The sequence below is a fragment of the Micromonospora sp. NPDC049204 genome (assembly GCF_040647935.1).
Classification (GTDB): Bacteria; Actinomycetota; Actinomycetes; order Mycobacteriales; family Micromonosporaceae; genus Micromonospora.
In genome coordinates, this window is sequence record NZ_JBEZDC010000016.1 from 148,024 (window position 1) to 160,673 (window position 12,650).

12 protein-coding genes are annotated in these 12,650 nt (G+C 73.6%); 4 read left to right on the forward strand and 8 right to left on the reverse strand.

Translation table 11 applies throughout. The features are described from left to right. Positions 1–9: 9 nt before the first annotated feature. The 6 genes from AB0A90_RS26790 to AB0A90_RS26815 form a co-directional block, all read right to left on the reverse strand. On the reverse strand, positions 10–1,242 hold the full coding sequence (locus tag AB0A90_RS26790) for a VWA-like domain-containing protein (RefSeq protein WP_357253356.1): 1,233 nt from the start codon (positions 1,240–1,242) through the stop codon (positions 10–12). After that, a complete protein-coding gene (locus tag AB0A90_RS26795) occupies positions 1,239–2,465 on the reverse strand; it encodes a MoxR family ATPase (protein ID WP_357253358.1) in 1,227 nt (408 codons plus the stop codon). The genes AB0A90_RS26790 and AB0A90_RS26795 overlap by 4 nt, the downstream gene beginning before the upstream one ends. A 57-nt stretch (positions 2,466–2,522) precedes the next feature. Continuing rightward, a complete protein-coding gene (locus AB0A90_RS26800; protein ID WP_357253360.1) occupies positions 2,523–3,902 on the reverse strand; it encodes a hypothetical protein in 1,380 nt (459 codons plus the stop codon). 178 nt (positions 3,903–4,080) lie between these two features. Continuing rightward, a complete protein-coding gene (locus AB0A90_RS26805) occupies positions 4,081–4,683 on the reverse strand; it encodes a dihydrofolate reductase family protein (RefSeq protein ID WP_357253362.1) in 603 nt (200 codons plus the stop codon). A 162-nt stretch (positions 4,684–4,845) separates the two neighbouring features. Beyond that, positions 4,846–6,111, reverse strand: coding sequence for a GDSL-type esterase/lipase family protein (locus tag AB0A90_RS26810; RefSeq protein WP_357253364.1), 1,266 nt, complete (start codon positions 6,109–6,111; stop codon positions 4,846–4,848). 136 nt (positions 6,112–6,247) lie between these two features. Next, positions 6,248–6,856, reverse strand: a complete 609-nt coding sequence (locus AB0A90_RS26815) for a dihydrofolate reductase family protein (RefSeq protein ID WP_357253366.1) — start codon at positions 6,854–6,856, stop codon at positions 6,248–6,250. Positions 6,857–6,960: 104 nt separating this feature from the next. Between AB0A90_RS26815 and AB0A90_RS26820 the strand changes: the two genes are divergently transcribed. Continuing rightward, entirely contained in the window at positions 6,961–7,938 is a 978-nt protein-coding gene (locus AB0A90_RS26820) for an aldo/keto reductase (RefSeq protein ID WP_357253368.1), read from the forward strand. Between the two features lie 22 nt (positions 7,939–7,960). On the opposite strand, the gene AB0A90_RS26825 is transcribed toward AB0A90_RS26820, so the two are convergent. Both AB0A90_RS26825 and AB0A90_RS26830 read right to left on the reverse strand, forming a co-directional pair. Continuing rightward, the gene (locus tag AB0A90_RS26825; protein ID WP_357253370.1) at positions 7,961–8,704 is read right to left on the reverse strand and encodes a DUF2071 domain-containing protein; all 744 of its coding nucleotides are present in this window, start codon (positions 8,702–8,704) and stop codon (positions 7,961–7,963) included. 14 nt (positions 8,705–8,718) lie between these two features. Continuing rightward, the gene (locus AB0A90_RS26830; RefSeq protein ID WP_357253372.1) at positions 8,719–9,885 is read right to left on the reverse strand and encodes a winged helix DNA-binding domain-containing protein; all 1,167 of its coding nucleotides are present in this window, start codon (positions 9,883–9,885) and stop codon (positions 8,719–8,721) included. 239 nt (positions 9,886–10,124) lie between these two features. Between AB0A90_RS26830 and AB0A90_RS26835 the strand changes: the two genes are divergently transcribed. From AB0A90_RS26835 to AB0A90_RS26845, 3 genes are all read left to right on the forward strand, one after another. After that, positions 10,125–11,048, forward strand: a complete 924-nt coding sequence (locus AB0A90_RS26835; protein WP_357253374.1) for a sigma-70 family RNA polymerase sigma factor — start codon at positions 10,125–10,127, stop codon at positions 11,046–11,048. Positions 11,049–11,161: 113 nt separating this feature from the next. Then, positions 11,162–12,046 (forward strand): alpha/beta hydrolase, encoded by an 885-nt coding sequence (locus AB0A90_RS26840; protein ID WP_357253376.1) that lies wholly within the window; start codon positions 11,162–11,164, stop codon positions 12,044–12,046. A gap of 110 nt (positions 12,047–12,156) precedes the next feature. Next, on the forward strand, positions 12,157–12,618 hold the full coding sequence (locus tag AB0A90_RS26845; RefSeq protein WP_357253378.1) for a DUF5709 domain-containing protein: 462 nt from the start codon (positions 12,157–12,159) through the stop codon (positions 12,616–12,618). Positions 12,619–12,650 lie beyond the last annotated feature (32 nt).

Consider the following 12,650-nt stretch of genomic DNA (forward strand, 5'->3'; position numbering starts at 1 on the left):
CTCGTCGACTCAGTGCGGCCCGATGGTCACCACCCGTGCCCACTCCGGTGGCCTGAGCGGCACGCAATCCGCGTCCTCGGTCCACGACTCCCGGCCCCGGGGGAAGAGGCCCACCACCGTGCGCGCCACCGGGCGGGCGCGCGGCCAGGGCGTCTGCCCGTCGGTGAGCGCCACGATGACGTCCGGCCGGACCCGCTGCGCACGGGTGAACCCGGCCCGCAGATCCGTGCCCCCACCGCCGATCAGCGGGATCTCCTCCGCCCGACACAGGGCGTGCACCGCCCGGGCCGCCGCGTCGCACGGCAACACGCTCACCAGGTCGCGTCGACCGCCCACGGCCCGGGATATCGCCGCCACCTCGAGCAGCGCGCTACCCAGCTCCGCGTCGCTGACCGACCCGGACGTGTCGACGATGACGCAGACCGTCGGAGGTCGACGGCGCAGGCTGGGCAGAATCACGCCCGGCACGCCCTGGGACCGCCGGGACGGCCGGCCATAGCTGTGATCCGTACCGGTCCCGGCCGCCACCGCCGCCGAGCGGACCGCCGCCCCCAACAGGTCACGCCACGGCTGCGGTGGGTGGAACGCCTGCTCCGCCCACCGTCGCCACCCCTGGGGCACGGATCCCGGGTGGCCGGTGATGCCCTCCGCCACCCGGAACCGGACCGCGTCGCGCTCCTGCTCGCTGAGGCCCTGCGCGCCGTCCGGTCCCAGGTCCCACTCCCGCTCCAGCCCGTCCGCGCCACTGCCACAGTCCAACCAGACCAGACCCTGCGTACGGGGACCCAGCCCGAACTGGCGCAGGTAGTCCTCCATCAGCTCCCCCGGCCGGAGACCCAGCGACGCCGGCTCGACGGCGCCCTCGGGCATCGTCAGCCCGTCACCAAAGACGTCGTCGTTGATCTCGCAGTCCGCGGCGATGTTCATGCGCAGCCGCTCCCCCGGGCCGTTCAGCCCCCGGTCCCGGGCGACCCGGTCACCGCGGCCGTGGTGGTCGCGCAGCAGATGCGACACCTCGTGCACCCACACCCCGGCGAGCTGCTCCAACGGGGTGCGGTCCACGAACGTCGGCGAGACGTAGCAGCGCCAGTGCCGGTCCACCGCCATCGTCGGCACCTGCCGCGACGCCACCGGGCACAGGGCGAACAGCGCGGTCGCCAGGTAGGGACGCACCCGGGCGGCGTACAGGCGGGCGGCATACAGCTTGTCGACGTCGAGCGTCGTCGGGACGCCCGCGTTCATCGTCGCGCCCCGGCGGCGGCCGCGATCCGGGTCGCCACCTGATCGGCTCGTCGGGACAGCGACACCGCCCCGGCGAGGCGCTCGATCGTGGGGGGCACGTCCCAGTCCTCGCGGCGCAGGCTGGCCAGCGTGGTCGCGGGGACCACCACCAGGTCCGGCGCGCCCGTGTCCACGGCCCGCGCCAACAGCACCCACGCCGCGTCCCACCGGGACCGCTCCGGGCGGTTGCGGACCGCGGCCACCACGGCGTCCAACACGGCCTGCCGCAGATCGCCCCGTTCGGGCAGCACCGCGGCGGCCGGGTCAGCCAGCAGGTCCTCCGGGTCGGGCAGGTCCATCCGATCCATGCTGGCCAGCAGTTCCAGCCCGGGACCGTCGCCGACCGTGCCCCGGACCAGGAGCGACAGCACCTCCCGGGAGACGCCCGCCGCCGTCGCGAAGGCGGTCAGGCGCAGCGCCATCTCCCAGCTCCGCGGGGACGGCCACGGCCCGCCACGGGCGGCGTCGGTGGTGGGCAGCCGGTGCACGAGATCCGGACGGACGGACAGCAGACCGCACACCGCCCGGCGGGCGAAGGTGACGGCCTCCGGCAGCAGGTCCGGGTCGAGCCGGGGCAGCGCCGCACGCGGCCAGGTGCCACCGAGTCCGCGTACGACGATCTCGTGGTCGTGGGTCCACTGAAGGTGGACGAAGCGGTTGGCCAACGGCGGACTCAGCTCCCATCCCTCGGCGGCCGACGACCGTGGGTTGGCGGCGGCGACGATCCGTACGCCGGGTGGCAGCCGCAGGGCGCCGACACGGCGTTCCAGGACGAGGCGCAGCAGGGCGGCCTGGACGGCGGGCGGCGCGGTGGACAACTCGTCGAGGAACAGCAGGCCCCGACCCGCCCGGACCAGGCGCACCGCCCAGTCCGGCGGGGCCATCGGGACGCCCTGGTTCGCCGGGTCGTCGCCGACGATCGGCAGACCCGAGAAGTCGGACGGCTCGTGGACGCTGGCGACGACTGTCGTCAGGGGCAGGTCCAGGGTCGCGGCCAGGTGGGTCAGGGCCGCCGTCTTGCCGATGCCGGGCGCTCCCCAGAGCAGGACGGGCAGATCGGCCGCCACGGTCAGCGTCAGGGCCGACAGCTGGATGTCGGTACGGGGTTCGGTGGTGGTCGCGCCGAGCAGAGCGATCAGGTCGTCGGCGACATCGAGTTGGGGACTGGACGCAAGCATGGTCATCACCTTGGGGTTGGTGTCGGGTGCGGTGGGAGTCGTACGGGAAGAGGGGGTGCTGGGTCAGCCGAATGTCGCCTGGCGCGTGCGCCGCTGGCGCGCGCCCGAGCGGCGGGGTTTGTCGGCGGTGGGGCCGCGCCCGGCCTCGATCAGGCCGGCCCGGAACAGGCCGTGGTTGAGCCGCCGCTGCGCGGCGGACTCCAGTTCGTCGCGCAGGGCGCCGTCGCGCAGCAGCGCCTCGGGGCCGAGCAGGGCCTCGACGGTGGCCAGCGCGCCGGCGGTGTCGCCGTGGTCGAGCCGCGCCCGCACGTCGGGAAGGCACTCCGGTTGTCGGTGCGCCTCGTCGATGGCCCGCAGGCAGGGCAGCGGGGTCCCGGTGAGCGCGGCCAGCAGCTCCTCCCGGCGGATCTCGGCCGGGTCGTGGTCCAGCGCGGCGAGCACCCCGTCCACCAGGCCGATGCGATGCAGGGCGCCTCGGCACGGCACCAGGCGCGGTGCTGAGGCCCGATCCGACGCCACCGGGCCGGTGGACACCAGACGTTCGGGCACCAGCGTCGCCGCGACCAGGGGATGCAGTTCGGCCGGCTCGATCAGCCCGGCGCGCAGCAGCGCCAGGTCGGGCAGCACCCAGGTCGCCGCGTCGGGCAGCACCGGCGGACCGGTCCCGCCCGCCCGCGGGCCGACCTTTGCCACGGCGGACCGATCGCCATCCGCGCCCGCCACGACACCAGCTCGTGGGTCGACGTGCAGGACCAGCCGGCGTCCGGTGCCGAGCCGCACCGCGACGGCACCGCTGGTCCGTCCCTCGGCCGCGAGCAGAAGCGCCGCCTCGGCTGGCCACCGGTCGGTCGCGTACCGGTGCGCGTCGCGCGTCGTCACCAGTTCGTCGGGGACGCCCTCGGGTGGGAGCGAGGCCCGGCCCGCGCCCGATCGGCTGCGCAACTCCGTGGTCCGGCGCGCGTCGAACAGGTGGCGGTGCAGATCGAGACGGAACCGCTGGTCGGGGTGGGGATGTCGGCCCGACCCGTCCCACAAGCCGAGGCTGATCCGCTGCCCGGCATCCGCCCAGGCCGGTGGAATACGGGCCACCAGGTGCACCGTGCCACCGGTGGGCTGCTCCGGGTCGTACCGGATCAGCGAGATGGTCAGACCCGGACGCAGCAGACCATCGGGGGCGACCCTCGGGAGGTGCCAGCGCAGCAGGTCAGGGGCCAGGTGACGGAGGTCGGCCCGAAGCCGTGCCGCCAGCTCGCGACCGTGGCGGTGGGCGACCGCCCGCAGGCTGATGTCGGCATCGACACGCGCGGCGGCACACGCCCCGCCCCAGTCACCGACCAGGCGGCGAGCACCCGCTCGCTCGATCATGGACGGCGGCACGGCGAACTCACGCACGCGCCGCCAGAAGGACAGTCGAGAATCCGCATCCGCGGCCCGGGAGTGCATCAGCACTCACCGTTCGCGGATCGGACCCCCCATCTGAAACGAGAGGAAGTGATCATCGCGGCGGAGCATACCGCCCCGGGTCCCGGGTCCGCCAGAGCCGGCGGTGGCGCGCAGGGAGCAGCGGACCCGACGTCCGGTCGAGCGGGGACCGACCCGAGCGGGCCGGTCCCCGCGGCGCTCAGGCCGTCGGGCGTACCCCGTAGGCCAGGTGGGTGACGCCGTTGCCCTCGACGACGCGCAGGGGGCCGTCGAGTTGCAGGGGCGCGATCTTCAGGTCGGCGAACAGGGGGATGCCGCTGCCGAGCACCACCGGCACGAGATCGACGTGCACCTCGTCGAGCAGGCCGGCCTCGACGACCTGGGCCGCGATGGTGCCACCGTTGACGCCCACCTCCTTGTCACCGGCCAGCGCCTTCGCCCGCTCGATGGCGCTGGCGATGCCGTCGGTGACGAACACGAAGGACTCGCTCTCCGGCTCCCACCCCGCCGGCACGCTGTGCGTGACGACCACGACGGGCACGTCCATCGGGTGCCGGCCACCCCACCCCTTGGTCATGTCGAACAGCCGCCGGCCGACGACCAGCACGCCGGTCCGCTCGGTGAGCTCCCGCAGGTGCCGGGCGCTCGCCGCGGACGTCCGGAACGTCATCGCGGGGTTGGCCGTCGGCGTCTCGACGTCGCCGTTGTCGTACCACTGAAAGAGGTACTCGAAGCCACCGTGGGACGCGGTCGCGATGTAGCCGTCCAGCGACATCGTCGCCCCGGTCGTCACCTTCGTCATCGATCCACTCCTAGGTCCGTGCCGTGTCGGCCTTCGGGTGGGACCGGGTGTGTCCGGCCCTCACCCCGTGGTCGAAGCCGAAGCCGACGCTCTCGACACGTCCACCTGACTATTTTCGACCTCGCGCCGACCGAGGCCCGCCGAATGGCCGAGAGCTGGTGCTCAGCGAATCCGGGCGGCGACGGCGGCAGCGGCGACGGTCGCCCCGGCGTCGTTGAGGTGCAGGTGATCGCCGTGGTCGTACGCGGGCCGTAGGGCGTCCCGGTCGGCCGGATCGGCGAGGACCCGGTCGAGGTCGACGACGGCGTCGTACGCGCCGCCGGCGCGGATCCACCGGTTCACCTCGTCGCGGACCGCCTCGTTGGCCGGGGTGTCGTAGCCGGTCGCGTTCCTGATGGGCGGCATCGTGACGCCGATGATGGTGATCCGCTGGGCGTGTGCGGTCCGGATCAGCGCCCGGTGACCGTCGATGAGCTGCGCGGCGGTCACCACGGGCGAGGCGCCACAGCCGAAGTCGGGATAGCCGCCGCCACCGATGTCGTTGATGCCGATCAGGACGACCACCGAGCGCACACCCGGCTGTCCGAGGGCGTCGCGGCGGAACCGGTCGACGCCCCGCTCGCCGAAGCACGTCGAGTCGGCGAGCAGCTTGTTACCGCCGATGCCGGCGTTGACCACGGCCAGCGGGCGGGCGGCGGCGACCAGGTGCTCGGCCAACTGGTCCGGGTAGCGGTTGTCGGCACCCGGGGTGGAACCGTAGCCGTCGGTCAGCGAGTCACCGAACGTCACCACCGTCCCCCGGGTACGCGGCGACCCGGCGACGTCGACCCCCGCCAGGTGGTACCACGACTGGCTGGTCTCGCCGGAGAACGCGGCGCCACGGTGGTCGAAGCGGTGATCGCCCGCCGCGCGGTACGTGCTGGTGAGCCCGTCCTGGTGGTAGGTCGCCGGGCCGGTGGCGCCGGCGAAGTACAGCGTCACGGTCAGCGCCTCCAACGCCCGTACCGGCAGGAGCACCGGGTCGGAGGTGGCCTCGGCACCGACGGCCACGGTGGTCGAGCGCCGCCGGTCGAAGGTGACCGGGAGCAGGGTGCCGGGCCGGACCGCCGCCCCGGCGTCCGGCCGGCCCACGGTGGCGCCGGTCAGCCGCAGCGGTTGGCTGCCGTACCGGTTGGACACGCGGATCCGGATCAGGGATCCGGCCGCGCTGACCCGGACCACCTGCCGAACCGACTCGTCGGCGAAGCCGGGCACGGACCAGTTCGCGCCGAACCAGTCGTTGCCCGGTACGGGCTGGTGGTGGGCGACCGACCAGGCCGCCGACCAGGTGACCGGGTTGTCGCGGCCGGTGCTCGCGGCGTTCGCCGGGGCGGCCGACGCCAGCAGGAGCAGGGCGGTGAGTACGGGAAGGAGGCGACCTGTCGACATCGACACGGGAGTGTCCCTTCGGAAGCTGCGGTGGGTGAACGGCCGCCCGCGGTGGCCGATGGGGTTCACCCTGCGCCGGCCGCCTTACCGTCTGCTTACGGTGTTCTGGCAAACCGTCCGCCCTACCCGCGCCTCGCTACAGAACGCTGCCGTACGACGGCTCGCCCGCCACCTCGTACGCGGCGTAGACGACGCCGGCCTTGGTGGTGCGCGACCCGGTCAGTCGCAGCCCCGCCGGGGCGGTCCCCTCGGCGAAGAGCCGCTTTCCCTGGCCCAGGACGACCGGGAAGATCAGCAGGCGGTACTCGTCGACCAGCCCGACGGCCTGGAGCGTACGCAGCAGGTCGCTGCTGCCCTGCACCAGCAACTCACCGTCGGTGCGCTGCTTGAGCGCGGCGACGGTCTCGGCGGCCTCACCCACCAGGACCTCGGTGTTGCGCCAGTCGGCGGTCATCGGGCTGCGCGTCGCCACGTACTTCGGCATGCTGTTGATCTTTGCTCCACCGTCCTCGTCGGGAACGTTGGGCCAGTGTCCGGAGAGGGTGTCATAGGACCTGCGGCCCAGCAGCAACCCGTCCGCGCGGTCGAACACCCCGCCCATGATCTCGCCGAAACCCTCGTCCACATGCGGCGGCAGCCACCCGCCGTGCGGGAACCCGAACGAGTCGTCCTCGCCGGGTCCACCGGGGCCCTGCATCACGCCGTCCAGGGACAGGAACGTCCCCACCACCAGCTTGCTCCCCACGTGGCAGCTCCAATCGCAGGTCAGAGGCAACGGTCAATGGACCGACCCTACTGGTCCGCCACACCGTGTGCGGGCTGCCCGCGCCGGGTCGTAGCGTGGGGCGCATGCGAACCACCACGCTGGGCAGCGCAGGTCCCGAGGTCGGCGTCATCGGCCTCGGCTGCATGGGCATGACCCACGCCTACGACGTCACCGGCCCGCGCGACGACGACACCTCGGTCGCGGTCATCCACCAGGCACTCGACCTGGGCGCCACGCTCATCGACACCTCCGACGTGTACGGGCCGTACACCAACGAGGAGCTGGTCGGGCGGGCGCTGGCCGGCGGTCACCGCGAGCGGGCCGTCCTCGCGACGAAGGCCGGTCTGGTGGTCACCTCTCCCACCGGTGGCCCCGGCAACCTCGCGAAGATCGGCAACAACGGCCGCCCGGAGCACATCCGCGCGGCGATCGACGACAGCCTGCGCCGGCTCGGCACCGACCACGTCGACCTCTACCAGTTGCACCGCGTCGACCCGGAGGTGCCCATCGAGGAGTCCTGGGGTGCGATGGCGGAGACCGTCGCGGCGGGCAAGGCACGGCAGATCGGACTGTCCGAGGTGACGGTGGCCCAGATCGTGCGGGCCCAGGCGGTGCACCCGGTGGCGTCGGTGCAGTCCGAGTTGTCGCTGTGGACGCGCGACCCGCTGGCCGAGGTACTGCCGTACTGCGTCGAGCAGGGCATCGCCTTCCTGCCGTTCTCCCCGCTCGGTCGCGGTTTCCTGGCCGGCCGGTTCACCTCGTTCGACGATCTGCCCGCCGACGACTTCCGCCGCGGCCTGCCCCGTTTCCAACAGGACGCGCTGCGCGCCAACCTCGCCATCGTCGCCCGGGTCCGGGAGATCGCCGACCGGGCCGGGGTCAGCCCCGCGCAGGTCGCCCTCGCCTGGGTGGTCGCCCAGGGCGCCCAGGTCATCCCGATCCCGGGCACCAAGACCCCGAGGTACCTGGTGGACAACTGCGCCGCCGGCGACGTGCGGCTCAGCGCCGAGGACCTGGCCGACCTGGACGCGTTGCCCGCACCCGAGGGCGGCCGCTACTGAGGCTGCGGCGGCCCGGCACCGCTCAGCCGGGCCGCCGCAGTGCCACCGGCGGGCCGAACCTGACCCGGACGCCGGGCGAGTAGAGCACGCTGACCGGCGGCCCGACCGGTGCCGGCAGCCCGGCGGCGGCGACCAACTCGTCGTCCAGGTGCAGCAGCTCGGCCCGGTGCAGCGGCCAGCGCGGATGCCAGTTCGGCAGGTGCAGGGTGCCCCCGTGAGCCCGCGTGTGCAGGCCCCAGCGCGCGGTGACGAAGTGCTCGAGCGGGGTCGGGTCGGCGATCCGCTCCCCCACCCGCACCGCCATCGCGCTCGTCGTACCCGCCGGCCCGGGCCAACGTCGCCGGCACCGGTAGCTGCGGCGGTCGCCGTCGTGGTCCAACCGCATCGACGACCAGAGGTACGGCAGCCGCAGAGTCGCCCGCGCCACCAGCACCGGCAGCAGGCGGGACGCGTCCAGCGAGCGGAACACCACGGCTCGCCGGCCGGTGTCGTCGACCGAGTAGAGCCGGACGTTGGTCTCGGCGAAGGTGCCGAAATACGGCACACCCGGACCGCGGCCGAAGCCCAGCCCGACCATCCGGAAGCCGATCAGGCCGACGAAGCTCACGCCGTCCATCGTGTCCGGGCGGGTGCCGGCCGGCAGCAACGGCGCGACGATCTCCGGGGCGACGGCCCAGTGCAGGAAGGTGAGGTCCTCCCAGCGTTGTCGCAGGACCGCCCAGGGGAACGCCTGCCGGGGCGCGTGGTCGACCGGCTCGATGTTCACGCCCTCATCCTGACTCAGGCATGCGGGCCGACGTCCACAGTTCCGATTGTCAACGACGGATTGCCTTCCAGAATGTGGCCGATCCGCTCGACCTCCTCCTCCAATGCCCGGCGGCGAGCGGCGCCGAGCGCCCGCAACGGCTCGACGGTGATGCGGATCGTGCGCCCGGAGCGGCGCTGGTGCCACACCCCGGCGACCGTCCCGTCCACGAGCAGCACCGGAAAGTTGCCGGCCTGTCCTCCGGCCAGCGCCCGCTCGGCGGCGGCCCCGGGAAAGAGCCGCTCACGGGGGTGGCAGCCGACCGCGTACGCGTCGAAGTAGGGCAGCAACCGCAACCCGGACGGCGGTTCGTCCGGAAAGTCGGTGTCGCCGGCGGCCACCCACGCCCGCGTGCCGGCGACGGTGACCTCGGCTAGATCCAGCGACCGGAACACCCCGGTCGCCCACCGCTCGGTCGCCGACAGCCACTTGGCGAACTGGGCCGGAGTGGCCGGCCCGTACGCGTGCAGATAGCGCCGGACGAGGTCGGCCAGCGCCGCCGGGCCGGGCATCGGCGTGAACCCGGGCAGCCAGCGGGCCGGGCTGGTGTAGGTCGTGGCGCGTCCCCGGGTCGGGCCGTGGCACATCACTCCGCCCCGGGTGGCGGCCGACATCGCGGCCATCCACCGGGGCCACTTGTCCTGGAAGGCCTCCATGACCCGCTCGCCCGCCCACGAGCCGGTGCGGGCAACGACCTCCTCGGTCAGCTCGGCACTTGTCAGCTCGGCCTCGGCCAACGCGTCGGCGATGGCCGCGAGGACCTGCTCGGTCTGCTCGGCAGTCAACAGCCCACGGTTCTGCTCCCACGGCGGGGCGGGCATCGCGCTCAGCGCGCCGGTCCACATCGGCAGGTCCGCGGCGGCGAGCAGGTGCACCGTCCCGCGCGGACCACGGGTCTTGACCAGGGTCCGGTCGCCCCACACCGCCTGGCGCACCAGGGCACGAGTGGCGCCCGGGACGCGGAGCCCGACGGACAGTTCGGCGGCCGAGGCGACCTGGGCGTGCGCACCGCACATCGTGGACACCACGTCGGCGACGCGGTCCACGTCCGGGTCGGCGTCCGGCGCGGACGCCGCCGGTGCCGAGAGCCCGTGCCGCGCCAGTCGCCGGGCGGACACCTGCGCCCAGCTCAGCTCGGTCACCGCAGGCCCACGCGGACGTCGGCCGCAGACGAGGGCGGGGCTTCGAGAGCGCGTCCAGTCATGCCTCCCACGCTACGACCGACGTACGTCACTTTTCGGCAGCCACCGTCGCCGTCGGACGACCGTCCGGGTTCCGGCCCAGAGATTGACGCCCTCACGCGTCGTAGGCTGGGAGGGGCGACAGGCACCGAGCAGACCGCCCAGACCGCCACGAATGGGACGCACTGGAGGACGTAGGCGTGACACAGGGTGACACGGAGCTGGTGGTGCTCGCGCAGGCGGGCGACGCGGCGGCGCTCGGTGCGCTGCTGGCCCGTCACGAGGCCGAGATGCGGGCCGTGGCGCTCAGCGTCCTCGGCTACGGGCCGGACGCCGAGGACGCGGTGCAGGACGCGATGCTGGTGGCGCTGCGGCGGATCGGCGACGTCCGCGACCCGGCCGCCGTCGGCCCGTGGCTGCGCGCCATCGTCCGCAACAACAGTCGGACGATGCTTCGCGGCCCCAGAGCCGTCCCGGTCGCCGAGCCGGAGTGGTTCGCCGGCCCGGCCGACACACCCACCCCGGAGGAGGCACTGGACCGGGGCGCGATGCGCGACTGGGTGTGGCACGCCATCGGGCGGCTGTCCGAGCCGGACCGGCTGGTCACGCTCCTGCGCTACTTCAGCGACGCGTCCTCGTACGAGCAGATCGCGGCCGTGTGCGGGATCCCGGTCGGCACCGTCCGCAGCCGGCTCAGCCACGCCCGCCGTGCGCTCACCGGCGGCCTGCGCACGGCGGCGGACGCCGCGCACACCGACGTCGCCGCGGCGAACGAGTCCCGGTGGCGGGAGGGTCGCGACATGATCGCCACGGCGATGGGCGGCGACTTCGACCGGGTCGTGCGCGAGAGCTGGTGGCCGCACGCCGAGATGCTCGTCCCGGGTGGCCCGCGCGGTGGCCGTGACCTGGCGGTCAACGGCATGAACCGCGACCTGACCGCCGGGGTACGCCAGCGGCTGCGCAATGTCGTGGCCAGCGGCGACGTGCTGATCTGGGAGACCGACCTGATCAGCCCACCGGACGACCCGGAGCACTGTCCGCCCGCGGCGCTGTGGTTGCAGGTGCTGCGCGAGGGGCGGGTACGCCGCCTCACCCTCTTCCACCCCGTGCCCGCGCTGCGCTGAAAAACGCCTCCGACCGAGCGAACTTTCCCGTCGACCCACGCATCTGGTCCGTGTCATGCACCAGTCGCCGTGCCGGCACAGGCCGCGCGGGTCTCGGATTCGGGAGATAGCTCATGGGTTCCACCAGCCACGACGTCAGCGCCCTCGCACCGGGCGCCCACACCTTCCTCGTCGACGGCGTCCGGCAGGTCTACCACGTCGCCGGCACCGGCCCGGTGTGCGTGGCGCACTCCGGCGGCCCCGGCATCGAGTGGGCGTACCTGCGGACGCCGCGCCTGGAAGAGCACTTCACGATGGTGTACGTCGAGCCGGTCGGCACCGGCGCCTCGGGGCGCCTCGACGACCCCGCCGACTACCGTCTCGACACGTATGTCCGGTTCCTCGACGCCGTCGTCCAGCACCTCGGCGCACCCCGGGTGTACCTCCTCGGGCACTCGCACGGCGGTTTCGTCGTCCAGCGGTACGCGCTCGCCCACCCGGACCGGGTCGCCGGCCTCGCCCTGTACGACACCTCACCCGTCACCGGCGCGGAATTCTGGGCCGAGGCGATGGCCGGGCTGGCCGCGTACCCGCAGCGGCACCCGGACCGGCCGGAGGCGGCGGCGGTCCCGGCGGCCTTCGGACAGATCGGCGCCGCCACCGACGACGAGTCGTTGGCGACGGCCCTGCGCGCCGCCCTTCCGGTCTACTTCGCGGACTTCTGGGGCCGACAGGACGAGTTCGCCCCGTTCCAGGCCGCTGTCCGGATCTCGTTGGCCCCGGCGAGCGCACAGGACCCGACGCCCTTCGACGTGCGGGAGAACCTGGCGGAGATCGCCGTGCCCGTCGTGGTGATCGTCGGCGCGTACGACTTCATCTGCCCCCCGCGCCGCGCCGAGGAACTGCACGCGGGCCTCAAGGACTCGCGGCTGGTGCTGCTGGAGCAGAGCGGGCACTTCGCCCACATCGAGCAGCCGGCGGAGTTCACCGAGGCCGTGGTCGAGCTGCTCTCGCGCTGAACCGGTGCGGCCGAGGTCGGTTCGTCACAGCGGGCAGGCCTCGGCGCTCGCCGGCGTTGCACGGTCATAGGCTGGGCACTTTGGTGCACCGTGACGAAGAGGAGACCGCCGTGAGCCAGACCGAGCGGATGGATTCCGTCGACGAGTGGAACGTGGCCGAGGACGACGGGGTCCTGGACGCCTCCGACACCCTCGACGACGACCGGGTCGGCGACCCCCTCGACACCGGCATCGTGGCCGAGGACCACTGGACCGCCGCCAACCGGTTCGGCACCACGCCGGCCGAGGAGCGGGCGGGCGAGTCCGTGGCGCAGCACCTCGCCCAAGAGGTGCCGGATGTCGACCCCTACGCCGAGGGCGGCGACGACGAGGACGAGCTGACCCGCCGGGGGTACGAGAGCGAGGCCCGCGCGGGCCGCCTCGTCGCCTACGACGAGGGCGTCCGGGAGGATGACGAAGCCGAGTCGGTGGCGTGGGACGCCGGCATCGACGCGGGCGGGGCAAGCGCCGAGGAGGCCGCGATCCACGTGGTCGAGGACCCGGACGGACCCGGCGACGGCCCGTTGCGCTGAGCCACTGCCGCGCCCGCCGCGCACACCTCCGC

What these genes read in the sequence shown, in the direction of transcription:
- AB0A90_RS26820 (WP_357253368.1), top strand. Translation starts at nt 6,961, where the DNA reads ATGCGAACCACCACGCTGGGCAGCGCAGGTCCCGAGGTCGGCGTCATC.
- AB0A90_RS26800 (WP_357253360.1), bottom strand. Translation starts at nt 3,902, where the DNA reads ATGCACTCCCGGGCCGCGGATGCGGATTCTCGACTGTCCTTCTGGCGG.
- AB0A90_RS26805 (WP_357253362.1), bottom strand. Translation starts at nt 4,683, where the DNA reads ATGACGAAGGTGACGACCGGGGCGACGATGTCGCTGGACGGCTACATC.
- AB0A90_RS26790 (WP_357253356.1), bottom strand. Translation starts at nt 1,242, where the DNA reads ATGAACGCGGGCGTCCCGACGACGCTCGACGTCGACAAGCTGTATGCC.
- AB0A90_RS26810 (WP_357253364.1), bottom strand. Translation starts at nt 6,111, where the DNA reads ATGTCGACAGGTCGCCTCCTTCCCGTACTCACCGCCCTGCTCCTGCTG.
- AB0A90_RS26795 (WP_357253358.1), bottom strand. Translation starts at nt 2,465, where the DNA reads ATGACCATGCTTGCGTCCAGTCCCCAACTCGATGTCGCCGACGACCTG.
- AB0A90_RS26840 (WP_357253376.1), top strand. Translation starts at nt 11,162, where the DNA reads ATGGGTTCCACCAGCCACGACGTCAGCGCCCTCGCACCGGGCGCCCAC.